The organism is Escherichia coli DSM 30083 = JCM 1649 = ATCC 11775, assembly GCF_003697165.2.
Lineage (GTDB): Bacteria > Pseudomonadota > Gammaproteobacteria > Enterobacterales > Enterobacteriaceae > Escherichia > Escherichia coli.
In genome coordinates, this window is the sequence record NZ_CP033092.2 from 2,735,172 (window position 1) to 2,758,850 (window position 23,679).

General features: G+C 47.9%; 21 protein-coding genes, 2 tRNA genes, 1 other RNA gene and 1 pseudogene. 13 read left to right on the forward strand and 12 right to left on the reverse strand.

The features are described from left to right. Positions 1-202: 202 nt before the first annotated feature. Complete coding sequence (gene kch, locus EAS44_RS14405) at positions 203-1,456, forward strand: voltage-gated potassium channel protein (RefSeq protein ID WP_001313775.1); 1,254 nt, start codon at positions 203-205, stop codon at positions 1,454-1,456. 54 nt (positions 1,457-1,510) lie between these two features. Here kch and yciY read toward each other — a convergent pair whose 3' ends face one another. Continuing rightward, on the reverse strand, positions 1,511-1,684 hold the full coding sequence (gene yciY, locus EAS44_RS14410) for a YciY family protein (protein WP_001309467.1): 174 nt from the start codon (positions 1,682-1,684) through the stop codon (positions 1,511-1,513). Positions 1,685-1,826: 142 nt separating this feature from the next. On the opposite strand from yciY, the gene cls reads away from it, so the two are divergent. Further along, complete coding sequence (cls, locus tag EAS44_RS14415) at positions 1,827-3,287, forward strand: cardiolipin synthase (protein ID WP_000214516.1); 1,461 nt, start codon at positions 1,827-1,829, stop codon at positions 3,285-3,287. Between the two features lie 34 nt (positions 3,288-3,321). Continuing rightward, complete coding sequence (gene yciU / locus EAS44_RS14420; RefSeq protein WP_000366957.1) at positions 3,322-3,651, forward strand: HI1450 family dsDNA-mimic protein; 330 nt, start codon at positions 3,322-3,324, stop codon at positions 3,649-3,651. A gap of 52 nt (positions 3,652-3,703) precedes the next feature. Here yciU and oppF read toward each other — a convergent pair whose 3' ends face one another. The 5 genes from oppF to oppA form a co-directional block, all read right to left on the reverse strand. Next, positions 3,704-4,708: a murein tripeptide/oligopeptide ABC transporter ATP-binding protein OppF gene (gene oppF, locus EAS44_RS14425; RefSeq protein WP_000994894.1), complete on the reverse strand. Its 1,005-nt coding sequence runs from the start codon at positions 4,706-4,708 to the stop codon at positions 3,704-3,706. Then, positions 4,705-5,718 carry a murein tripeptide/oligopeptide ABC transporter ATP-binding protein OppD gene (gene oppD / locus EAS44_RS14430; RefSeq protein WP_000110950.1) on the reverse strand — a complete coding sequence of 338 codons (1,014 nt, stop codon included), beginning with the start codon at positions 5,716-5,718 and terminating at the stop codon, positions 4,705-4,707. Before oppD ends, oppF begins: the two co-directional genes overlap by 4 nt. Before the next feature lie 11 nt (positions 5,719-5,729). After that, complete coding sequence (gene oppC / locus EAS44_RS14435; protein WP_000979659.1) at positions 5,730-6,638, reverse strand: oligopeptide ABC transporter permease OppC; 909 nt, start codon at positions 6,636-6,638, stop codon at positions 5,730-5,732. A 14-nt stretch (positions 6,639-6,652) separates the two neighbouring features. Continuing rightward, positions 6,653-7,573 carry an oligopeptide ABC transporter permease OppB gene (gene oppB, locus EAS44_RS14440; protein ID WP_000911108.1) on the reverse strand — a complete coding sequence of 307 codons (921 nt, stop codon included), beginning with the start codon at positions 7,571-7,573 and terminating at the stop codon, positions 6,653-6,655. An 85-nt stretch (positions 7,574-7,658) separates the two neighbouring features. Continuing rightward, complete coding sequence (gene oppA / locus EAS44_RS14445) at positions 7,659-9,290, reverse strand: oligopeptide ABC transporter substrate-binding protein OppA (RefSeq protein ID WP_001297114.1); 1,632 nt, start codon at positions 9,288-9,290, stop codon at positions 7,659-7,661. A 418-nt stretch (positions 9,291-9,708) separates the two neighbouring features. Between oppA and EAS44_RS25155 the strand changes: the two genes are divergently transcribed. Then, the gene (locus tag EAS44_RS25155) at positions 9,709-9,870 is read left to right on the forward strand and encodes a hypothetical protein (protein ID WP_000051910.1); all 162 of its coding nucleotides are present in this window, start codon (positions 9,709-9,711) and stop codon (positions 9,868-9,870) included. A gap of 157 nt (positions 9,871-10,027) precedes the next feature. On the opposite strand, the gene ychE (EAS44_RS14450) is transcribed toward EAS44_RS25155, so the two are convergent. Both ychE (EAS44_RS14450) and ychE (EAS44_RS25395) read right to left on the reverse strand, forming a co-directional pair. Then, on the reverse strand, positions 10,028-10,675 hold the full coding sequence (ychE, locus tag EAS44_RS14450; protein WP_000616773.1) for an NAAT family transporter YchE: 648 nt from the start codon (positions 10,673-10,675) through the stop codon (positions 10,028-10,030). A 30-nt stretch (positions 10,676-10,705) separates the two neighbouring features. After that, positions 10,706-10,759, reverse strand: a complete 54-nt coding sequence (ychE, locus tag EAS44_RS25395; protein WP_211180492.1) for a protein YchT — start codon at positions 10,757-10,759, stop codon at positions 10,706-10,708. Between the two features lie 392 nt (positions 10,760-11,151). Between ychE (EAS44_RS25395) and adhE the strand changes: the two genes are divergently transcribed. Next, on the forward strand, positions 11,152-13,827 hold the full coding sequence (gene adhE / locus EAS44_RS14455; RefSeq protein ID WP_000301660.1) for a bifunctional acetaldehyde-CoA/alcohol dehydrogenase: 2,676 nt from the start codon (positions 11,152-11,154) through the stop codon (positions 13,825-13,827). A gap of 125 nt (positions 13,828-13,952) precedes the next feature. Next, positions 13,953-15,000, forward strand: a pseudogene (locus EAS44_RS14460) (IS4 family transposase). Between the two features lie 284 nt (positions 15,001-15,284). On the opposite strand, the gene tdk reads toward EAS44_RS14460, so the two are convergent. Continuing rightward, the gene (gene tdk, locus EAS44_RS14465; protein WP_000068076.1) at positions 15,285-15,902 is read right to left on the reverse strand and encodes a thymidine kinase; all 618 of its coding nucleotides are present in this window, start codon (positions 15,900-15,902) and stop codon (positions 15,285-15,287) included. Positions 15,903-16,505: 603 nt separating this feature from the next. On the opposite strand from tdk, the gene hns reads away from it, so the two are divergent. After that, complete coding sequence (hns, locus tag EAS44_RS14470; RefSeq protein ID WP_001287378.1) at positions 16,506-16,919, forward strand: histone-like nucleoid-structuring protein H-NS; 414 nt, start codon at positions 16,506-16,508, stop codon at positions 16,917-16,919. Between the two features lie 143 nt (positions 16,920-17,062). Here hns and galU read toward each other — a convergent pair whose 3' ends face one another. The 3 genes from galU to rssA form a co-directional block, all read right to left on the reverse strand. Beyond that, positions 17,063-17,971: a UTP--glucose-1-phosphate uridylyltransferase GalU gene (gene galU, locus EAS44_RS14475; protein ID WP_000718995.1), complete on the reverse strand. Its 909-nt coding sequence runs from the start codon at positions 17,969-17,971 to the stop codon at positions 17,063-17,065. A 201-nt stretch (positions 17,972-18,172) separates the two neighbouring features. Then, positions 18,173-19,186: a two-component system response regulator RssB gene (rssB, locus tag EAS44_RS14480; RefSeq protein WP_000193456.1), complete on the reverse strand. Its 1,014-nt coding sequence runs from the start codon at positions 19,184-19,186 to the stop codon at positions 18,173-18,175. Between the two features lie 91 nt (positions 19,187-19,277). After that, a complete protein-coding gene (rssA, locus tag EAS44_RS14485) occupies positions 19,278-20,183 on the reverse strand; it encodes a patatin-like phospholipase RssA (RefSeq protein ID WP_001226476.1) in 906 nt (301 codons plus the stop codon). A gap of 112 nt (positions 20,184-20,295) precedes the next feature. Here rssA and ychJ point away from each other — a divergent pair, with 112 nt between their 5' ends. From ychJ to EAS44_RS14515, 6 genes are all read left to right on the forward strand, one after another. After that, the gene (ychJ, locus tag EAS44_RS14490; protein ID WP_001362934.1) at positions 20,296-20,754 is read left to right on the forward strand and encodes a YchJ family protein; all 459 of its coding nucleotides are present in this window, start codon (positions 20,296-20,298) and stop codon (positions 20,752-20,754) included. 49 nt (positions 20,755-20,803) lie between these two features. After that, positions 20,804-21,646, forward strand: coding sequence for a formyltetrahydrofolate deformylase (gene purU / locus EAS44_RS14495; protein ID WP_000555849.1), 843 nt, complete (start codon positions 20,804-20,806; stop codon positions 21,644-21,646). A gap of 159 nt (positions 21,647-21,805) precedes the next feature. After that, positions 21,806-21,890: transfer RNA gene (locus EAS44_RS14500), tRNA-Tyr, on the forward strand. Between the two features lie 33 nt (positions 21,891-21,923). Beyond that, positions 21,924-22,008, forward strand: a tRNA-Tyr gene (locus tag EAS44_RS14505). A 46-nt stretch (positions 22,009-22,054) separates the two neighbouring features. Continuing rightward, positions 22,055-22,185: non-coding RNA, RtT sRNA (locus EAS44_RS14510), on the forward strand. Positions 22,186-22,438: 253 nt separating this feature from the next. Further along, positions 22,439-23,638 carry an IS4 family transposase gene (locus EAS44_RS14515; protein WP_001111620.1) on the forward strand — a complete coding sequence of 400 codons (1,200 nt, stop codon included), beginning with the start codon at positions 22,439-22,441 and terminating at the stop codon, positions 23,636-23,638. The last annotated feature ends 41 nt before the right edge of the window (positions 23,639-23,679 follow it).

The following is a 23,679-nucleotide window of genomic DNA, read 5'->3' on the forward strand; positions in this document are numbered from 1 at the left end:
AATAACTTTATCTGTATTTCTTTATATGATGTGAACATATTCAGGAAAATGCCCTTTCCTGACGCAGAGTTGCTCACTCAAAACCTTTGATTACTGCGGATAAAGTCATCTACTATTGTTTAACACATTCACGCGCTGCATGTATGTTCAGAAAATGTGCACGTTGAGATAATTAAACAAAATTGTGGTTACAGAGGTATCAGTGAGTCACTGGACTACATTCAAACAAACAGCAACAAAGTTATGGGTGACCCTACGGCACGACATTCTCGCGCTGGCCGTCTTTTTAAATGGATTGCTTATTTTTAAAACAATCTATGGTATGTCGGTCAATTTGCTTGATATTTTCCATATCAAAGCATTTTCAGAGCTGGATCTCTCCTTGCTGGCAAACGCCCCACTCTTTATGCTCGGCGTATTTCTTGTCCTGAACTCCATTGGCTTACTGTTCCGGGCAAAGCTCGCATGGGCAATCAGTATCATTTTGTTGTTGATAGCGCTAATTTACACTCTGCATTTTTATCCCTGGCTGAAATTTAGTATTGGATTTTGCATTTTTACGCTGGTGTTTTTGCTGATACTGCGCAAAGACTTCTCCCACAGTAGCGCAGCAGCCGGGACAATTTTCGCATTTATTAGTTTCACGACGTTACTATTTTACTCCACTTACGGTGCGCTTTATTTAAGCGAAGGTTTTAATCCGCGAATAGAAAGTTTGATGACCGCGTTCTATTTTTCGATAGAAACCATGTCAACCGTCGGCTATGGCGATATTGTCCCTGTTTCTGAATCAGCACGATTGTTCACTATTTCGGTCATTATTTCCGGCATTACCGTTTTTGCCACATCTATGACCTCAATTTTTGGTCCGCTTATCCGCGGGGGATTCAACAAACTTGTAAAAGGAAACAATCATACAATGCATCGTAAAGATCATTTTATTGTTTGCGGACATTCGATTCTCGCCATCAATACGATTCTGCAACTGAATCAACGCGGACAAAACGTAACGGTTATCAGCAACTTGCCTGAAGATGATATCAAGCAACTTGAGCAACGCTTAGGCGATAACGCCGATGTTATCCCCGGTGACAGTAATGACAGTTCAGTGTTAAAGAAAGCGGGAATCGATCGTTGCCGGGCCATTCTGGCGCTGAGTGATAACGATGCAGATAACGCGTTTGTTGTACTCTCGGCAAAAGATATGAGCAGTGATGTCAAAACAGTTCTCGCCGTCAGTGATAGCAAAAACCTGAATAAGATTAAGATGGTACATCCGGATATCATTCTCTCACCACAACTGTTTGGCAGCGAAATTCTGGCGCGAGTTTTAAATGGTGAAGAGATTAATAATGATATGCTCGTTTCAATGTTGTTGAACTCCGGTCATGGCATTTTCAGCGATAACGATGAACAAGAAACGAAAGCTGACAGTAAAGAATCGGCGCAAAAATAGAGTTTAAAGACGGAAGAGTAAACTTATTGGGCACCGCAATGGTGCCCAGTACATTTAGATATTGTAGATCGCAAACAATAACGAGTTACGCTGTTTGTTTAGAATGCACTTCCTGATGCTGTGGATACGCATATTTCGGCGCGACTGCCCCTCAAGCCAACGCGATTTACGTCGGCTAGCCTGACGCTGCATGCGCCAGCGCCCCACTTCCGTTCTACTCCGCTTCATGTTAACTACTCTATGCAACAACAGAATGGTCATTATACCCCCGCCCCTGACGCTGACCAGTGCTTTTCCCGCGTTTTTATTTGCCAGATGAATCCATATGCGTAAACTCATAACAATGCGCTTTCAAAAGGATTTCTAATCTATGACAACCGTTTATACGTTGGTGAGTTGGTTGGCCATTCTGGGATACTGGTTGCTCATTGCAGGCGTAACTTTACGCATTCTAATGAAACGACGCGCAGTTCCCTCCGCGATGGCCTGGCTGTTGATTATTTACATTCTGCCGTTAGTCGGAATTATTGCCTATCTTGCCGTTGGCGAGCTCCATTTAGGCAAACGCCGCGCTGAGCGCGCCAGAGCGATGTGGCCTTCCACCGCAAAATGGCTTAACGACCTTAAAGCCTGTAAGCATATCTTCGCCGAAGAAAATAGCAGTGTCGCTGCGCCATTATTCAAGCTTTGCGAGCGTCGTCAGGGGATCGCTGGGGTCAAAGGGAATCAGCTACAACTGATGACCGAGTCAGATGATGTGATGCAGGCGTTAATCCGCGACATCCAGCTCGCGCGCCATAATATTGAGATGGTGTTTTATATCTGGCAGCCCGGCGGCATGGCGGACCAGGTGGCTGAATCATTAATGGCCGCTGCACGGCGCGGTATTCATTGCCGATTGATGCTCGACTCCGCCGGGAGTGTGGCTTTTTTCCGCAGCCCGTGGCCCGAGCTAATGCGTAATGCCGGTATTGAAGTTGTCGAAGCCTTAAAGGTCAATCTGATGCGTGTGTTTTTACGCCGTATGGACCTGCGCCAACATCGCAAGATGATCATGATTGATAATTACATCGCGTACACCGGCAGCATGAATATGGTCGACCCTCGCTACTTCAAACAAGATGCGGGCGTAGGGCAATGGATTGATCTGATGGCGCGTATGGAAGGCCCCATCGCCACCGCGATGGGGATTATTTATTCCTGCGACTGGGAGATTGAAACCGGGAAACGTATTCTGCCGCCGCCACCAGATGTCAATATTATGCCGTTTGAGCAGGCCAGCGGTCACACTATTCACACAATTGCTTCTGGCCCCGGCTTTCCGGAAGATCTCATTCACCAGGCATTATTGACTGCTGCTTATTCGGCTCGTGAATATTTGATCATGACAACGCCCTATTTTGTGCCAAGCGATGATTTACTTCATGCGATTTGCACGGCGGCGCAGCGCGGGGTGGATGTCAGTATTATCCTTCCGCGAAAAAATGACTCGATGCTGGTCGGCTGGGCCAGTCGCGCATTCTTTACAGAACTGCTGGCTGCTGGGGTTAAAATTTATCAGTTTGAAGGCGGGTTACTGCATACCAAGAGCGTGCTGGTCGATGGTGAACTAAGTCTGGTTGGCACCGTTAACCTTGATATGCGTAGTCTGTGGCTAAATTTCGAGATTACCCTGGCAATCGACGATAAAGGTTTTGGTGCAGACCTCGCCGCCGTTCAGGACGATTATATTTCGCGTTCTCGTCTGCTCGATGCCCGTTTATGGCTAAAACGTCCATTATGGCAACGTGTCGCCGAGCGACTGTTTTACTTCTTCAGCCCGTTGCTGTAAAACGTCGCCAACAGAGGTTAAACAGGTAGTGACTATGGATATGGATCTAAACAATCGCCTGACTGAAGATGAAACGCTTGAGCAGGCCTACGATATTTTTCTCGAACTGGCTGCCGACAATCTCGATCCAGCTGATGTTCTGCTGTTCAATCTTCAGTTTGAAGAGCGCGGCGGCGCGGAGTTATTCGATCCGGCGGAAGACTGGCTGGAACATGTTGATTTCGATTTGAACCCGGACTTTTTTGCCGAAGTGGTGATTGGTCTGGCGGACAGTGAAGATGGTGAAATCAACGATGTTTTCGCGCGCATTCTGTTATGCCGCGAAAAAGATCACAAACTTTGCCATATCATCTGGCGGGAATAAATAATCGCTTTTGGCGTGAAAAAGGGCTGACAACTGTCAGCCCTTATTGCTTTTAAAGCGGATCGACTTTCAGGCAAGAAACGGCGTGTCTGAAACTCCCTTCCAGCACAGGACGTGTTTTGGCGCACTCCGGACCTGCAATCGGACAACGGGTACGGAAAACACAACCGGAAGGCGGGTTGATCGGCGACGGTAATTCCCCTTCCAGTAACTGGATGGTTTTGTTCTTCTCCAGATCCGGATCAGGTATGGGGACTGCCGACATCAATGCCCTGGTGTAAGGATGTAGCGGATTGTGGTAGACCTCATCATAGGTCCCCAGTTCTACCGCATGGCCGAGATACATCACCAGCACACGATCGGAAATGTGTTTTACCACGGCCAGGTCGTGAGCGATAAAAATTAATGACAATCCCATCTCACGTTGCAACTGCTGGAGCAGGTTGACCACCTGCGCCTGAATTGACACGTCCAGCGCCGACACCGGCTCATCACAGATAATCAGCTTCGGTTCAAGAATAAGAGCACGAGCAATCCCGATACGCTGGCACTGCCCACCGGAGAACTCATGCGGATAGCGGTTAATCAGGTTAGGCAACAAACCGACTTTCAGCATCATCGCCTTCACGCGCTCGCGAACTTCCTGGCGTGACATTTTCGGATGATAAATACGCAGTGGTTCAGCGATGATCTCGCCGATGGTCATACGCGGGTTCAGTGATGCCAACGGATCCTGGAAAATCATCTGAATATCACTGCGTACGGCACGCCATTCATCGGGCTTCATGCCCAGCAACTCTTTACCTAACCAGGCCACATGACCGTCGGTCGCTTTAACCAAGCCAATGATGGCGCGAGCAAAGGTGGACTTCCCGCATCCCGATTCCCCTACCACACCTAATGTTTCCCCTTCATACAGGCGAAGAGTTACACCATCGACGGCTTTGAGCGTTTTCGGCGGTTGCCAGAACCACTGTTTGCCATCTTTGATTTCAAAGTGCACTTTCAGATCGGCGATTTCGAGGAGGACTTTTCTTCCTTCGGTTACAGCATTCATAACAGTTCCTCCACTGGTTTAAAGCAAGCACGCAGACGGCCAGGCGTAAACTCTTCCAGCGGCGGTGCGCTACTACAAATGTCCATCGCATGCGGACAACGTGGCTGGAACGGGCAACCTTTCGGTAATCGCAGCAGGTTTGGCGGATTACCCGGAATAGTCAACATTGTTTCACCTTCCGCATCGAGACGCGGCACCGCGTTGAGCAAACCGATAGAATAAGGATGTACGGGTTGATAAAAGACATCGCGCGCGTTGCCATATTCCATCGTGCGCCCGGCGTACATTACCAGCACTTTGTCGCAGATCCCCGCTACCACGCCAAGATCGTGGGTAATCATAATGATGGCGGTATTAAATTCCCGCTTCAGTTCATTCAATAGCGTCATGATCTGCGCCTGTACGGTGACGTCCAGCGCAGTAGTGGGTTCATCCGCAATCAGCAGCTTAGGTCGACATAGCAATGCCATCGCAATCATGACTCGCTGACGCATGCCGCCAGAAAATTCGTGCGGGTACATTTTCATGCGTTTACGCGCTTCCGGCATTTTTACCGCATCGAGCATCCGCACCGATTCTTCAAACGCCTCAGCTTTGCTCATGTTCTTATGCAGCATCAGCACTTCCATCAACTGCTCACCGACGCGCATATAGGGATTCAACGAAGTCATTGGGTCCTGAAAAATCATTGAGATTTGTTCAGCTCGCAGTTTATTGAGTTCACGCTCTGGCAAATTGAGGATTTCACGCCCATTGAAGGTTGCCGATCCGCCAATACGTCCGTTGGCAGCCAGCAGGCCCATCAACGCAAATGCGGTTTGCGATTTGCCCGAACCAGACTCACCTACGATGCCCAGCGTTTCTCCGGCACGTAGCGAAAAATTCAAATCATTGACCGCCGTGACGTCGCCATCCGGGGTACTAAAGGTGACACGCAAATCTTTCACGTTCAGCAGTGCGTCAGCCTGTTGTTGTGCGAGCGGCACAGTTGCAGTTTCAATTACGCTCATGGCTGCACTCCTTAACGATCTTTCGGGTCGAGGGCATCACGCAAGCCATCGCCGATAAAGTTGAAACAAAACAGCGTTACCACGAGGAATCCCGCAGGGAACAACAGTAACCATGGAGAGACTTCCATCGAGTTCGCGCCATCACTCAGCAATGCACCCCAGCTGCTTAACGGCTCTTGCGTACCTAATCCCAGGAAGCTAAGGAAAGATTCAAAGAGGATCATGCTGGGCACCAGAAGCGACGCATAGACCACCACCACACCGAGTACGTTCGGCACAATGTGGCGAATAACAATGCCCGGCGTCGATACACCGCCAACTTGTGCCGCCTCAATAAACTCTTTGCGCTTCAGACTCAGGGTTTGCCCACGCACAATACGAGCCATATCCAGCCAGGAAACCATGCCAATCGCCACGAAAATCAGCAGGATGTTTTGACCGAAAAAGGTCACCAGCAAAATGACGAAGAACATGAATGGGAAGGAGTTGAGGATTTCCAGCAGACGCATCATTACCGAATCCACTTTACCGCCCAGATAACCGGAAAGCGAACCATAAAGTGTCCCCACGACCACTGCCACCAGTGCCGCAGCAACACCGACCATGAGTGAGATACGCCCGCCAATCGCAACGCGCACAAGCAGGTCGCGACCGGATGAGTCAGTACCAAAGTAGTGACCGGACTCCATATCCGGGGCGCTGGACATCATCGCCCAGTCAGTATCGTCATAGGCAAACTGCGAAAGCATCGGTGCCAGGATTACAAATAACGCGATCAGCACCAGCACTATCAGACTGGCAACCGCCGCACGGTTATGCATAAAACGTCGACGTGCGTCCTGCCACAAGCTGCGCCCTTCGACCTCCAGCTTTTCACTGAAATTTTCCAGCGTCTCGCTGTTTTTCTTACTTAACATCATCGCGAGCTCCAGTATCAGTAACGGATTTTCGGGTCGATAACCGCATATAGCACATCGACAATGGCATTAAACAAAATGGTTAACGCGCCAACCAGAATGGTCAGACTTAACACTAAGGAATAGTCACGGTTCAATGCGCCATTAACGAACAATTGCCCAATCCCCGGTAAACCATAAATGGTTTCGATGACCATCGAACCGGTAATAATGCCGACAAATGCGGGCCCCATATAGGAGAGCACGGGTAACAGAGCAGGTTTTAATGCGTGGCGTAAAATGATCCGCCGCATAGGTAACCCTTTCGCCCGGGCAGTACGAATAAAGTTGGAGTGTAAAACCTCAATCATAGAGCCACGGGAAATACGCGCAATACTGGCGATATAGGCGAGTGATAACGCCACCATTGGCAATATCATGAATTTAAGCGCTCCACCATTCCAGCCACCGCCCGGCAGCCAATGCAAAATGATCGCAAATATCATGACTAATAATGGCGCAACCACAAAACTGGGGATAACAACCCCGGTCATTGCCAGCCCCATCACGGTATAGTCCCATTTGGTGTTTTGCTTTAATGCGGCAATAACGCCAGCACTAACACCCAGTATTACCGCAAGAAAAAATGCTGCGGCTCCCAGTTTGGCAGAAACGGGAAAACTGGATGCAACCAGGTCATTGACCGAATAATCTTTATATTTAAACGATGGACCGAAATCGCCATGCGCCAGTTGTTTCAGGTAGCTGAAATACTGTGTCATGATCGGATCATTAAGATGATATTTCGCTTCGATATTGGCCATCACTTCCGGTGGTAAAGTACGTTCGCCGGTAAAAGGACTGCCCGGAGCGAGGCGCATCATAAAGAACGAAATAGTAATAAGAATAAATAGCGTCGGAATCGCTTCCAGACAGCGACGTAGAATAAATTTTAACATTGCCCTACCTTCTGGCCTGTGCCTTCTGTAATGCGATAAAAATCAGACACCGTGGAGCAGGACACTCCTGCCCCACGTATTGCCATTAGTGCTTCACAATGTACATATTCCGGGTGTAGGTATTATCCAGCGGATCTTTGCCGGTATAGCCACCAACCCACGGTTTCACCAAACGCGCATTCACGTAGTAATAAACAGGAACAATGGCCGAATCCTTATCCAGCTGTTGTTCTGCTTTAGTGTACAGAGCTGTACGCTGCGCCTCGTCAGTCACTTTCAGCGTTTCCGCCATAATGCTGTCAAAGGCCGGGCTCTTATAATGCGCGGTATTCATTGAGCTGTTCGACAGCATGGTGTTCAGGAAGGAAGTTGGTTCGTTGTAGTCTGCACACCAGCCTGCACGGGCCACATCAAAAGTGCCCTGGTGACGGGTGTCGAGGAACGTTTTCCACTCCTGGTTAACCAGTTTGACGTTTACACCAATGTTTTTCTTCCACAATGAAGAGGCAGCAATCGCCAGCTTTTTATGCAGATCGGAGGTGTTATACAACAGGTTGATGGTCAACGGTTTGTCTGCGGTATAACCCGCTTCAGCCAGCAGTTTTTTCGCTTCTTCGTTACGTTTTTCCTGGCTCCAGCCAAACCATTCCGGCTGAGTCAATTTTGCGCCATCAGTATATGGTGGAGTGTAACCATAGGCGGGCATGTCGCCCTGCGCTTTCACTTTATTAACAATGATATCGCGGTCCATACCCAATTTCAGTGCGGTACGCACACGCACGTCATTAAATGGCGGTTTCTGGTTGTTAATTTCGTAATAGTAAGTGCACAGGTATGGATCAACGTGAACTTCGTCCGGGATCTCTTTTTTCAGCTTCTGGAACAATTCGATCGGCATGTTGTTATAAGTCATGTCGATTTCACCACTACGGTAGCGGTTGACATCGGTAACTTCAGAAGCAATAGGCAAATAGGTTACCTGGTTAATAACGGTTTTCGCGTTGTTCCAGTAGGTCGGGCTGCGTTCAAGAACGATTCGTTCGTTTACGACCCAATCTTTTAAGGTATAGGCACCGTTGGTGACGATATTACCAGGCTGGGTCCATTTTTCGCCGAATTTCTCGATAGCGGCTTTTGGCACCGGTGAAGTTGATGGGTGAACAAGTAATTTATAGAAGTACGGAACAGGTTCACTTAAGGTGACTTCTAATGTGTGATCATCAATAGCTTTCACGCCGAGATCGGTAATCGGTTTTTTCCCTTCAAGAATTTCATCAATACCGGCGATATGCCCATATTGCAGATAACTGGCATACGGAGAAGCAGTGTTTGGATCAACAGAACGTTGCCAGCTATACACAAAGTCTTGTGCTGTAACTGGCGTGCCATCAGACCATTTCGCATCTTTACGCAAATGGAAGGTCCAGACTTTCGCGTCTTTATTATCCCATGATTCAGCGACGCCAGGTGCCGGATGACCGTCAAGATCGCTGACCAGTAAGCCTTCAAACAGGTCTCGGCTGATATTAGACTCCGGAACACCTTCAATTTTGTGCGGATCTAATGACTGAACTTCTGAACCATTGTTACGTACCAGCGTTTGTTTTTCCGCCAGTGTGACACCTGCGGGTACATCAGCTGCCAGCGCGACATTCCCTGCCATAAGCGCAGCCAAAACGCCAGCTGCTACTAAACTTCTCTTGGTGATGTTGGTCATTGTTTTTTGGACTCCCTCATTATAATTACTGGTATTAACCAGCATGTGTAATCCCGGATTGGGACCCTGCACAGGCTCGGAGACTTTCTGCTGTCAGGTTACTTTATCGTTACGTATTACTATCACCGACTTTATTTATTCTGGTGATTCAGACGATCACCTTATGTCGATTCGTACTGTGTCTCCCCTGTCGAGACACATTATTCTTTCGCGACGATCTTTAATTGTTAATTATTCTCATTACCAATAAAGAATCGCCTGGCGGTTGCCCGGAAAGTACCAAATGCGGTTCTTACTCGCCAATACATTTTGCAAAATTGTTAAGCAATTCTCTTTTATTGACCGTATCAGAATCTATAGCTTGCATCCATGCCTTAACAAACATCTTTCAATTCAATCAAATAGAGGTTGGTTAAGCATGTCTCTCTTTTCTGATTACAGTTCCAGTAGTGAAATGCACAATAATTTAACAATTGATTATTATTTAGCACTTTCCTCTACCAAAGGCAGTGGAATTACTAATATCATTTCAATTATTCTTCAGCAAGCCCAGGATTATGATGTGGCGAAAATAACATGATGGTGAGGAGAAGCAGTTAAGGAAATCCCTATAACTAACTGTAATTTGAGAAGAATATTTTTACCTATTCCTTTTGCTTTTGATAACTGCGCAGGAACAAAGTAAAAATAATGACGAAGTAAACGGAGCATGGCAGCTCCGTTTCATTTGAAAGGAATTAATTAAGCAGGCCGGGGAAAATCCCCTTAATACCAGTAACGATAAATTCAATCCCCAACGCCATCAGCAATAGCCCCATAATACGCGTAATCACGTTGATGCCGGTCTGGCGTAAAACTCGTACCAGCCACGGTGCCATGCGGAACAATCCCCAGCAACATAAAGCGAACAATGCAATAGCCACAAAGAAACCAAACAGATAGCTAATGCTGTGATAACGCGTACCCCAGACGATGGTAGAACTGATCGCCCCTGGCCCCGCCATCAACGGCAACGCCAATGGCACCACACCAATGCTTTCACGTACCGCGGTTTCTGATTTTTCTTGCTTGTTCTGTTTATCCTCACCAAGCTTGCCGCTGATCATCGACATCGCTATTGTCACCACCAGGATGCCACCGGCGATACGGAATGAATCAATTGATATACCAAAAAGTTGTAGAATCGTGTCGCCGAGAAAAAGCGAGATCCACAAGATAATGGCCACAGACAGGTTGGCTGTAAGGTTAGTTTTGTTTCGCGCTGCCGCTGTCTGATAACTGGTCATGCTGATAAAGACGGGAATAATCCCTACCGGGTTGACCAGCGCAAATAACCCGATGAAAAATTTGAAGTAAACGGGAAAATCAAAAAGGGTCTGAATCACGGTTAGCTCCGAAGCAAAAGCCGGATAATGTTAGCCATAAATAAGGTTGAAAAGACGCGCTGACAATACGCCTTTTGACAGCATTTTTCACCTCCTAACTACTTAAAATTGCTATCATTCGTTATTGTTACCTAGTTGTGCAAAACATGCTAATGTAGCCAACAAATCATACTACAATTTATTAACTGTTAGCTATAATGGCGAAAAGCCATGCTGAAAGGTGTCAGCTTTGCAAAATTTTGATTTGGATCACGTAATCAGTACCCAGAAGTGAGTAATCTTGCTTACGCCACCTGGAAGTGACGCATTAGAGATAATAACTCTAATGTTTAAACTCTTTTAGTAAATCACAGTGAGTGTGAGCGCGAGTAAGCTTTTGATTTCCATCGGTTAAGCAAATCATCACCGCACTGACTATACTCTCGTATTCGAGCAGATGATTTACTAAAAAAGTTTAACATTATCAGGAGAGCATTATGGCTGTTACTAATGTCGCTGAACTTAACGCACTCGTAGAGCGTGTAAAAAAAGCCCAGCGTGAATATGCCAGTTTCACTCAAGAGCAAGTAGACAAAATCTTCCGCGCCGCCGCTCTGGCTGCTGCAGATGCTCGAATCCCACTCGCGAAAATGGCCGTTGCCGAATCCGGCATGGGTATCGTCGAAGATAAAGTGATCAAAAACCACTTTGCTTCTGAATATATTTACAACGCCTATAAAGATGAAAAAACCTGTGGTGTTCTGTCTGAAGACGACACTTTTGGTACCATCACTATCGCTGAACCCATCGGTATTATTTGCGGTATCGTTCCGACCACTAACCCGACTTCAACTGCTATCTTCAAATCGCTGATCAGCCTGAAGACCCGTAACGCCATTATCTTCTCCCCGCACCCGCGTGCAAAAGATGCAACCAACAAAGCGGCTGATATCGTTCTACAGGCTGCTATCGCTGCCGGTGCTCCGAAAGATCTGATCGGCTGGATCGATCAACCTTCTGTTGAGCTGTCTAACGCACTGATGCACCACCCAGACATCAACCTGATCCTCGCGACTGGTGGTCCGGGCATGGTTAAAGCCGCATACAGCTCCGGTAAACCAGCTATCGGCGTAGGCGCGGGCAACACTCCGGTTGTTATCGATGAAACTGCTGATATCAAACGTGCAGTTGCATCTGTACTGATGTCCAAAACCTTCGACAACGGTGTAATCTGTGCTTCTGAACAGTCTGTTGTTGTTGTTGACTCTGTTTATGACGCAGTACGTGAACGTTTCGCAACCCACGGCGGCTATCTGTTGCAGGGTAAAGAGCTGAAAGCTGTTCAGGACGTTATCCTGAAAAACGGTGCGCTGAACGCGGCTATCGTTGGTCAGCCAGCCTATAAAATTGCTGAACTGGCAGGCTTCTCTGTACCAGAAAACACCAAGATTCTGATCGGTGAAGTGACCGTTGTTGATGAAAGCGAACCGTTCGCACATGAAAAACTGTCCCCGACTCTGGCAATGTACCGTGCTAAAGATTTCGAAGACGCGGTAGAAAAAGCAGAGAAACTGGTTGCTATGGGCGGTATCGGTCATACCTCTTGCCTGTACACTGACCAGGATAACCAACCGGCTCGCGTTTCTTACTTCGGTCAGAAAATGAAAACGGCTCGTATCCTGATTAACACCCCGGCTTCTCAGGGTGGTATCGGTGACCTGTATAACTTCAAACTCGCACCTTCCCTGACTCTGGGTTGTGGTTCCTGGGGTGGTAACTCCATCTCTGAAAACGTTGGTCCGAAACACCTGATCAACAAGAAAACCGTTGCTAAGCGAGCTGAAAACATGTTGTGGCACAAACTTCCGAAATCTATCTACTTCCGCCGTGGCTCCCTGCCAATCGCGCTGGATGAAGTGATTACTGATGGCCACAAACGTGCGCTCATCGTGACTGACCGCTTCCTGTTCAACAATGGCTATGCTGATCAGATCACTTCCGTATTGAAAGCAGCAGGCGTTGAAACTGAAGTCTTCTTCGAAGTAGAAGCTGACCCGACCCTGAGCATCGTTCGTAAAGGTGCAGAACTGGCAAACTCCTTCAAACCAGACGTGATTATCGCGCTGGGTGGTGGTTCCCCGATGGACGCTGCGAAGATCATGTGGGTTATGTACGAACATCCGGAAACTCACTTCGAAGAACTGGCGCTGCGCTTTATGGATATCCGTAAACGTATCTACAAGTTCCCGAAAATGGGTGTGAAAGCGAAAATGATCGCTGTCACCACCACTTCTGGTACAGGTTCTGAAGTCACTCCGTTTGCGGTTGTAACTGACGACACTACTGGTCAGAAATATCCGCTGGCAGACTATGCACTGACCCCGGATATGGCGATTGTCGACGCCAACCTTGTTATGGACATGCCGAAGTCCCTGTGTGCTTTCGGTGGTCTGGACGCAGTAACTCACGCCATGGAAGCTTATGTTTCTGTACTGGCATCTGAGTTCTCTGATGGTCAGGCTCTGCAGGCACTGAAACTACTGAAAGAATATCTGCCAGCGTCCTACCACGAAGGGTCTAAAAATCCGGTAGCGCGTGAACGTGTTCACAGTGCAGCGACTATCGCGGGTATCGCGTTTGCGAACGCCTTCCTGGGTGTATGTCACTCAATGGCGCACAAACTGGGTTCCCAGTTCCATATTCCGCACGGTCTGGCAAACGCCCTGCTGATTTGTAACGTTATTCGCTACAACGCGAATGACAACCCGACCAAGCAGACTGCATTCAGCCAGTATGACCGTCCGCAGGCTCGCCGTCGTTATGCTGAAATTGCCGACCACCTGGGTCTGAGCGCACCGGGCGACCGTACTGCAGCTAAGATCGAGAAACTGCTGGCATGGCTGGAAACGCTGAAAGCTGAACTGGGTATTCCGAAATCTATCCGTGAAGCTGGCGTTCAGGAAGCAGACTTCCTGGCGAACGTGGATAAACTGTCTGAAGATGCATTCGATGACCAGTGCACCGGCGCTAACCCGCGTTACCCGCTGATCTCCGAGCTGAAACAGATTCTGCTGGATACTTACTACGGTCGTGATTATGTAGAAGGCGAAACTGCAGCGAAGAAAGAAGCCGCTCCGGCTAAAGCTGAGAAAAAAGCGAAAAAATCCGCTTAATCAGTAGCGCTGTCTGGCAACATAAACGGCCCCTTCTGGGGTAATGCCAGTCAGTTAAGGATCAGTTGACCGATCCAGTGGCTGTGTAAGAATCCGGAAACGCTCACTCGTTTCCGGATTTTTGTATGCTCATTGGGCAGGCCCTTGATTTGGTATCCCGTTACGATTCTCTGCGTAACCCACTGACTTCTCTGGGGGATTACCTCGCCCCCAAACTCATCTCTCGTTGCCTTGCCGAATCAGGTACTGTAACGCTACGCAAGCGCCGTCTTCCCCTCGAAATGATGGTCTGGTGTATTGTTGGCATGGCGCTTGAGCGTAAAGAACCTCTTCACCAGATTGTGAATCGCCTGGACATCATGCTGCCGGGCAATCGCCCCTTCGTTGCCCCCAGTGCCGTTATTCAGACCCGCCAGCGTCTGGGAATTGAGGCTGTCCGCCGCGTGTTCACGAAAACAGCGCAGCTCTGGCATAACGCCACGCCGCATCCGCACTGGTGCGGCCTGACCCTGCTGGCCATCGATGGTGTGTTCTGGCGCACACCGGATACACCAGAGAACGATGCAGCCTTCCCCCGCCAGACACATGCCGGGAACCCGGCGCTCTACCCGCAGGTCAAAATGGTCTGCCAGATGGAACTGACCAGCCATCTGCTGACGACTGCAGCCTTCGGCACGATGAAGAACAGCGAAAATGAGCTTGCTGAGCAACTTATAGAACAAACCGGCGATAACACTCTGACGTTAATGGATAAAGGTTATTACTCACCAGGACTGTTAAATGCCTGGAGCCTGGCGGGAGAACACCGCCACTGGATGATCCCTCTCAGAAAGGGAGCGCAATATGAAGAGATCAGAAAACTGGGTAAAGGCGATCATCTGGTGAAGCTGAACATCAGCCCGCAGGCACGAAAAAAGTGGCCGGGACTGGGAAATGAGGTGACAGCCCGCCTGCTGACCGTGACGCGCAAAGGAAAAGTCTGCCATCTGCTGACGTCGATGACGGACGCCATACGCTTCACCGGGACGTATACCGGAGCTGATGCGCGATCTTGCAAGTATGGGACAACCAGTGAAATTACCGACAAGAAGGGAAAGGGCCTTCCCGAGAGTGGTAAAGGAGAGGCCCTGGAAATACCCCACAGCCCCGAAAAAGAGCCAGTCAGTTGCTTAACTGACTGGCATTACCCCTTCTGGGGCCGTTTTTTGTTTTCCCAAAACAACTTTTCCATAAACCGGCAGCATTGTCCTTCATCATATTTGCGACGATGTATAACGCCTACACACAGCGATATTGTACTTTACAGGTTACAAGTCAATGTCGGTGTATAAGCGCTCTGTGAGGCGTATAGCGGCGTTAAAAAACTGCCGAGAAGGGTGTATAGCCCGGAAGAAGTGCGTAAAACGAACTGACAGGATAAAAGCGCCCTGCTCACCCTGTCAGTAAAGAAATTCTTATTAATCGTGGCGATGCCTTTCCTGAATAGCCGTTAATGAGCCGACTTCTAACGCTTCTTTATAGTGTTTACGGCATACAGAAACGTAGCGTTCATTACCACCAATAACCACCTGCTCACCTTCGTTATAAGGTCTGCCTGCTTGATCAAGACGCAGCACCATGCTTGCTTTACGGCCACAAAAACAGATGGTTTTTAATTCAACCAGTTTGTCGGACCATGCCAGTAAGTATTGACTGCCAATAAATAATTCACCTCGAAAATCGGTACGTAAACCATAACAAAGTACGGGTATATCGAGTTGATCGACAACCTCCGATAATTCATATACTTGTTGTCTGGTTAAAAACTGGCATTCATCAACCAGTACGCAATGAATTGCCTGCTGTTCATGTTCCGCACGAATCTCATCAAATAATGATGAATTTTGGTTAAATAATTTTGCAGGTGATGACAAACCTATACGCGAACTGACTTTCCCGGCACCAAAGCGATCATCAATTTCTGCCGTATATACGACAGTGCGCATGCCGCGTTCCTGGTAATTGTATGAAGATTGCAACAATGCTGTAGACTTACCCGCATTCATTGCGGAATAGTAGAAATATAGCTGTGCCATCAGCCACAGGCCCTCAATGATATGAAATAAAGTTGGCTGGAGTTTATCATAATTCGTCAGTTTTTCAGCTCAACAGTATGCACAGAAGTGGTATATGCGTTCTCCCTTACGAAGCCTTGCATAATCCTTCTGAGCTATCATTACAACTGCCTCGCTTGTTATAAGCGGGTAAATGACTGCCGGTAACTATTCACAATCTTTAACCTGTTGCGCATGTAATAGCCCTCTGTTGACCTCCAGGAGATAGTGCAATACTAAGTCCCTGCTCTTATTGCGACTGTTCTACTTTTCATCATTCGCTTAATAGGGAATTCTCGTAAACACGGCTAATACAGAAGACTGAAAGGTCGTCAGCCTACGATTATCTCCCCATAAAATGTGACATGAATCAGGAAGTTTTAACCTCACGTGCTGCGAAATCATCGGTGCAAATAGGGCTATATGCCGCGTCTTTTCTGGCTAATTTTATGAAAAGATATTTATTGGCGGCACAAAATAAAGAACAATTTTGAATTCCTTACATTCCTGGCTATTGCACAACTGAATTTAAGGCTCTATTATTACCTCAACAAACCACCCCAATATAAGTTTGAGATTACTACAATGAGCGAAGCACTTAAAATTCTGAACAACATCCGTACTCTTCGTGCGCAGGCAAGAGAATGTACACTTGAAACGCTGGAAGAAATGCTGGAAAAATTAGAAGTTGTTGTTAACGAACGTCGCGAAGAAGAAAGCGCGGCTGCTGCTGAAGTTGAAGAGCGCACTCGTAAACTGCAGCAATATCGCGAAATGCTGATCGCTGACGGTATTGACCCGAACGAACTGCTGAATAGCCTTGCTGCCGTTAAATCTGGCACCAAAGCTAAGCGTGCTCAGCGTCCGGCAAAATATAGCTACGTTGACGAAAACGGCGAAACTAAAACCTGGACTGGCCAGGGCCGTACTCCAGCTGTAATCAAAAAAGCAATGGATGAGCAAGGTAAATCCCTCGACGATTTCCTGATCAAGCAATAATCTTTTGTAGATTGCACATGCTAAAAATCCCGCCATCGGCGGGATTTTTTATTGTCCGGTTTAAGACAATATAATAAGAATAAGCTATAAAAAAACGGCGTCGATTGCTCAACGCCGTTTCGTGGAAAACACCGATACGGATGTTACTTCTTAATGCCCATCTCTTCTTCAAGCCAGGCTTTAAATTCCGTGCCAAGGGTGTTATGACGAATACCGTATTCAACGAAGGCCTGCATGTAACCTAATTTATTACCGCAGTCATGGCTCTTCCCTTTCATATGATAGGCTTCAACCGTTTCTTTTTCGATCAGCATATCAATTGCGTCAGTGAGCTGAATTTCATCACCAGCTCCAGGAGGGGTTTTTGCCAGCAACGGCCAAATATCCGCGCTAAGTACGTAACGACCCACAATAGCGAGATTAGACGGCGCAACATCCGCTTTTGGTTTTTCAACCACGCCAACCATCGGTACGCTTTCACCCGGCGCTAATTCAACGCCTTTGCAATCCACAACGCCATATGCGGTCACATCAGCAACCGGTTCAACCATGATCTGGCTATGACCCGTTTCATCAAAGCGGCGGATCATCTCTGCCAGGTTATCCTGTGATAAATCGGATTCATATTCATCCAGAATAACGTCAGGCAAAATAACAGCTACCGGTTCATCACCCACTACCGGGTGAGCACACAATACCGCGTGTCCCAGGCCTTTCGCCAGCCCCTGACGAACTTGCATAATAGTCACGTGTGGCGGACAAATAGACTGCACTTCATCAAGCAGTTGACGTTTTACACGTTTTTCCAGCATTGCTTCCAGTTCAAAACTGGTATCAAAGTGGTTTTCAATAGAGTTTTTAGATGAGTGAGTAACCAGCACAATTTCAGTAATGCCAGCCGCAATACATTCATTCACGACGTATTGAATTAATGGCTTATCGACAAGTGGCAGCATCTCTTTCGGGATGGCTTTCGTCGCCGGCAACATCCTGGTTCCTAATCCCGCTACGGGGATAACGGCTTTTTTGACTTTCGTATTAATGGCAGCCATTTAAATTCTCCTGGACTGTTCGTGTTTTGAACGTGTTCATATTTCTGTATCGCATCCCAGTATATCAGCACCCCGAAGGGGCTAAGTTCTGAAAAGGAGGCGAGTTAGCATAATTAAGACAATTACTTATACGAATAGCGACGATAGTACCACCAGCCGACATTAGCAGGTAATGCAAATTTAGCCCGTGTTATCGTTTGCTCATTCTGCAGACAACATCAAGCGCAGCCGACCACCGGTTCCCCATATTTGGCATTGCCAGGCATCGCATCGCTGGCTCAATTGATTCAAATAAGCGTTACCTAAAGTGCCTAACGGAACACCATTACTGATTTGCACCTGATGTTCGCCGGTATTTAACGTCGCATTCAGACCCGCAGAAACCAGAATGAGATTTTTCAGTTCGCGATGATAATAGCCAACTAATAGCGGAAACTGCCCCGGCAGATTGGCCTGACGGAGTAAATGGTTTACCTGCTTCAATAACGCGCCCAACTCTGGCAACCGTTGATTTTGGTGTGCAAGCTGTTCCTGTAATAATCCGTTAAACAATGCGCGTAATAACAAGGCAGCAAGTACGCCATTATGTCCAGCTCGGGTGACATCAAGGCAATAAAATGCCAGATCGTTTTCCGAAAGTGCGGCAATATCAAGCACCAGGCCGGGTTTGTCCGCGGCAACTAATTGACGATAATTAACCCGGCATTGGGAAATCACCTGCTGAACTGGCGGTTGTAGTTCCTGTAATAATTTCGCCGCTGCAGCAGGGTTATCAACCATTGCATCCCAGTCGCGAAAAAGCCTTTCCTCTTCCTCAACGCGGGAATTAAACATGCTGGGATAGAGACAGGCAAAAACCATCTCGCGCAAGCGATTCAGATCTTTAACCGGTTTCAGCAAAACATCTTCAACGCCCAGACGTAACGCTTTGGCAATATCTGCCATATTTTCAGTGGCAGATATCACCAGAACCGGTGTCTGGTCACCACTGTTGCGTATATGTTCCAGCAGTTTAAGCCCGTTCATTCGTGGCATCGCGATATCACATATCATCAGGTCTGGAGTGAAACCTCCCAGCAACTCAAGGGCATCCACCCCATCAGCCGCCAGTACCGTTGTCGCTCCCAATGAGGAAAACCACGAATCCAGAAGCGAGCGAAATACCTGCTCATCTTCAACAATGAGAATCTGTTTTCCGACCAATGGCTGCGTCATGTTCTCTCCCCTGACTGGCTTTACTCAATAGTGGCATGCTATTGCCACCTGCGCCTGTCAGAATTAACTTAAGTGTAGATAAAAATTCTGGTCAAATGTTGGTGCGTACCAACGGCAAAAGTTCGTCCATTTTCTTTTCCACTGCCAGCTGCCCGGCCGCAATGGCAGCGTGCGCGCGATGGAAATCAAGCGTAGATATTTGCGGGCAAACAGGTTGAATCAGAATATCGGGCGGATCACCTGCCATGCGGTTCCTTTTAAGGCGGTTCTCCAGCACCTGGATAGAAGTGGTCATAATCTCTGTTGCCGTTGGCGCTGTCACCGCCCGACGTGTCGTTATGCTGCCTAACCTTTCTTTCAGACGCGCATGCCACGGCAGAGAATCACCATTCTCGCTATTTTCTTCACTGACATTAAAGGAGAGCAAATCTTGTTGCATCAAATGAGCATCGTGCTGCAGGTCGACCGCTATCACAATATCAGCCCCCAATGCACGCGTGAGGGAAATAGGAATTGGGTTAACTACAGCGCCATCAACCAGCCAGTAGCCGTTATGCGCAACGGGTGCCATTAGTCCTGGAATACTGCATGATGCACGAATAGCAAGATGGAGATCGCCTTCAGTAAACCATAATTCACGCCCAGTACTTAAATTGGTGGCAACAGCCGCGAAGCGACGGGAACAATTTTCGATCTCTGTTTCCGGCATTATTTCGCGATATTGATTGAAGACACGCTCGCCGCGCAGTAACCCACCGCGCTGCCAGGAGAGATCCATCAGGCGTAAAACATCCCAATAACTGAAAGAGGTCACCCAATCTTCCAGCGCAGATAATCGATCGCATGCATAGGCAGCGCCCACCAGCGAACCAATTGAACATCCTGCAACGATATCAATTTCAATACCCACTTTTTTTAGCGCATTAATTACGCCAATATGCGACCAACCTCTTGCCGCGCCAGATCCCAGCGCCAGCCCTATTTTTATCTTTCTCATTATTCCCGCAAGATTCCCCTGGAATGCAATCGTAGCCACATCGCTACTGCTCGGTTAACATAGTGCTACTCAGGCGGTTAATACGCCGTTATTGTTTCCAGGGAGATTATTTGTGTCTCAGCTTTGTCCCTGTGGTAGTGCTGTCGAGTATAGCCTATGTTGCCACCCTTATGTGTCTGGTGAAAAGGTTGCACCTGATCCAGAACATCTCATGCGTTCGCGTTACTGCGCTTTTGTGATGCAAGACGCAGATTATTTAATAAAGACCTGGCATCCATCTTGTGGAGCAGCGGCGTTACGAGCCGAATTGATTGCCGGATTTGCGCATACTGAATGGTTGGGATTGACCGTATTTGAACATTGCTGGCAGGACGGCGGCAATATCGGATTTGTCAGTTTTGTTGCTCGATTTACCGAGGGTGGCAAAACAGGTGCAATAATTGAACGTTCGCGATTTTTGAAAGAAAACGGTCAATGGTACTATATTGACGGTACACGTCCGCAGTTTGGCCGCAACGATCCCTGCCCTTGTGGTTCAGGTAAAAAATTTAAAAAGTGCTGCGGCCAATAATGGTTGACGGTACGGTTTAGCAAACACTCTCAACAAGGTTTTTCCAGCAATGCATTCACTCCAACGTAAAGTTCTGCGTACTATTTGTCCGGACCAAAAAGGTCTGATCGCACGTATTACCAATATTTGCTACAAGCACGAGTTAAATATCGTGCAGAACAATGAATTTGTAGATCATCGTACCGGGCGCTTTTTTATGCGCACGGAACTGGAAGGGATTTTTAATGATTCCACCCTGCTGGCGGATCTCGATAGCGCATTGCCAGAAGGCTCCGTGCGTGAGCTGAATCCTGCCGGTCGTCGCCGGATAGTAATTCTGGTCACTAAAGAAGCGCATTGCCTTGGCGATTTGTTGATGAAAGCCAATTACGGCGGCCTGGATGTCGAAATCGCGGCAGTTATTGGTAACCACGATACTTTACGTTCTCTGGTTGAGCGGTTTGATATTCCGTTTGAGCTGGTAAGCCATGAAGGGTTAAGCCGCAACGAGCACGATCAAAAGATGGCGGATGCCATTGATGCTTATCAACCTGACTATGTGGTGCTGGCGAAGTATATGCGGGTATTAACGCCGGAATTTGTGGCACGCTTCCCGAATAAGATCATCAATATTCACCATTCATTCCTGCCAGCGTTTATCGGCGCACGTCCTTATCACCAGGCCTATGAGCGTGGCGTGAAGATTATTGGCGCAACCGCTCACTATGTGAATGACAATCTGGACGAAGGCCCAATCATCATGCAGGACGTTATTCATGTCGATCATACCTACACAGCTGAAGATATGATGCGCGCAGGTCGTGACGTCGAGAAAAACGTCTTAAGTCGTGCGCTATACAAAGTACTGGCGCAGCGCGTCTTTGTTTACGGTAATCGGACGATTATTCTTTAATCGTCAGCCAAAATAACTGGTTAGCTTTAATCCGTTACGGATGAAAATCACGCAACCAGTTCATTTTTCTCAACGTAACACTTTACAGCGGCGCGTCATTTGATATGATGCGCCCCGCTTCCCGATAAGGGAGCAGGCCAGTAAAAAGCATTACCCCGTGGTGGGGTTCCCGAGCGGCCAAAGGGAGCAGACTGTAAATCTGCCGTCATCGACTTCGAAGGTTCGAATCCTTCCCCCACCACCATCTCAAGCATTACCTACAATATGAATTACCCCTGGTGGGGTTCCCGAGCGGCCAAAGGGAGCAGACTGTAAATCTGCCGTCATCGACTTCGAAGGTTCGAATCCTTCCCCCACCACCATCGCTTACAAAAGCCCCTGAATTCTCAAACGAATCCGCAATTAAATATTCTGCCCATGCGGGGAAGGATGAGAAGCTTCGACCAAGGTTCGACTCGAGGCCAGCGAGAGAGCGTTGCCGCAGGCAACGACCCGTAGGGCGAAGCGCGCAGCGCTGAGTAATCCTTCCCCCACCACCATTTCTTCCTGAAATACTCAAAACCTGTTACTCCGAGCTAATTCTGCCCAATGGCACCGCGTTTACCGGACCTAAAATATCCTCCCCTGTAGGTCGGATAAGCGAAGCGCATCCGACAACTCCCCCCGCACCGTGCCCATAAAAAAAACCCGCCGGAGCGCTGAGGAATCCCCAGTAATGGGCGGGTAAAAAAAGACAGGCATAGAGTTTTGTGATCTACTGACTTGTGCAACCAATTCAATGAGATCTCCTCTATGCCTGCTCGCCAAGTATGTCAGAATTTTTTCCGCGGTGCTTTAGCACCATTTCACAAATACCGACAAAATGCTTTGTTGGATGCCACTATCGCACTAATCAATGGCGCATCTCTGACGCTGACCAGCATCGGACGTTATTTACCCGGTAATGCTCAGGTCAAAAATAAAATAAAACGTGTTGATCGTCTGCTCGGTAATGAGTCTCTTCATCACGACATCCCCCTGATTTTCAGAAACATTATTTCCATGCTGACGAGCAAGCTGTCACTGTGTGTCATCGCCGTTGACTGGAGTGGATACCCCTCTCAGGAGTATCACGTACTCCGCGCCAGCCTGATTTGCTATGGACATTCGATTCCATTGCTGAGTTGGATAGTTCCTTCGGAAAAACAGCAAAATGCAAAGATACAGCAAGCCTTTCTTAATACTCTTTCCGAAGCGGTAAACCCAAAAGCAAGGGTAATCATCGTCACGGATGCAGGGTTCCAGAATGCCTGGTTTCGGCACATAAAATCACTCGGCTGGGATTTTATTGGCCGGATACGAGGCAATAAACAACTGCATCTGGCGAGAAAAGGGGAATGCTGGTTCAGGCGTCAGGAATTACAGGCCAGTAACAAACCTGAATATCTGGGGCCGGGGACGCTTTCCCGGGCGGAATACGCCCGTTGCGATGGTCATTTTTATTTGCACAAAAAAGAGCCGAAAGGCCGGAGAAATAAACGTTCGCGTTGTGGTATAGCCAGACCATCACAGATAAAAGATGCCAGGTCGGCGGCAAAAGAACCATGGTTAATATTCAGCAGCACAGATGACTTTAAACCGCGAGAAATCATGAAGTTATACAGCCGCCGAATGCAGATTGAGCAAAACTTCAGGGATGAAAAAAGTGAGCGTTTTGGGTTCGGTCTGCGAGCCAGTTACAGCTGTTCGGCAGGAAGAATGCTGGTACTGAGCCTGCTGGCAACACTGAGCACAATAGTGCTGTGGCTTATTGGCTATCACGCTGAAAATCAAGGGTTACATCTTAGATATCAGGCCAACAGCATTAAAACGCGGCGGGTAATCTCGTATCTGACGTTAGCGGAGAATGTCTTACGACACTCCCCGCTAATTTTAAAACGAACGGTGCTAAGCACCATTCTTAATCACCTCACCAGAACCTACCAGAATATGGTGTTGGTTTATTATCGCTGATTTATGGGGATCCCTCAGCGCCGAAGCAGGGTCTATGTGAA